General features: G+C 60.8%; 1 protein-coding gene. It reads right to left on the bottom strand.

The window, feature by feature from the left end; translation table 11 throughout:
- Positions 1–311, bottom strand: a 311-nt coding sequence (locus KK062_RS30210) for a hypothetical protein (protein ID WP_254088107.1), incomplete at both ends; no start/stop codon positions are given.

The following is a 311-nucleotide window of genomic DNA, read 5'->3' as shown; positions in this document are numbered from 1 at the left end:
GACGATAGACGACAGGTCGGGCGCGAGTTTGGTCACCACGCCGTCGCTGAGGCCGCCGTTGTACGATTGGTCAAAGCCGCCGGGGACGGGAAAGTCGCTGGAGCTCGTCACGGAGGCGATGTATACATTTCCGGTCTCATCGGTCATGATGTCGCCGCGCATTTCGTCGCCATAGTTTACCACCAATGGGCCACCACGGGCTTTGGAGATGTTCAGTCCGTCGTTGCCGGTGCCGCCCAGGTAGGTCGACCCGATCAACTGGGTTCCGTCGGGCGAGAACCGGGTGATAACGATGTCCCACTGGTCTTCTG

The sequence above is a fragment of the Dawidia cretensis genome, assembly GCF_018598175.1.
Classification (GTDB): Bacteria; Bacteroidota; Bacteroidia; order Cytophagales; family Cyclobacteriaceae; genus Ohtaekwangia; species Ohtaekwangia cretensis.
This window is presented reverse-complemented; position numbering and strand designations above follow the sequence as displayed.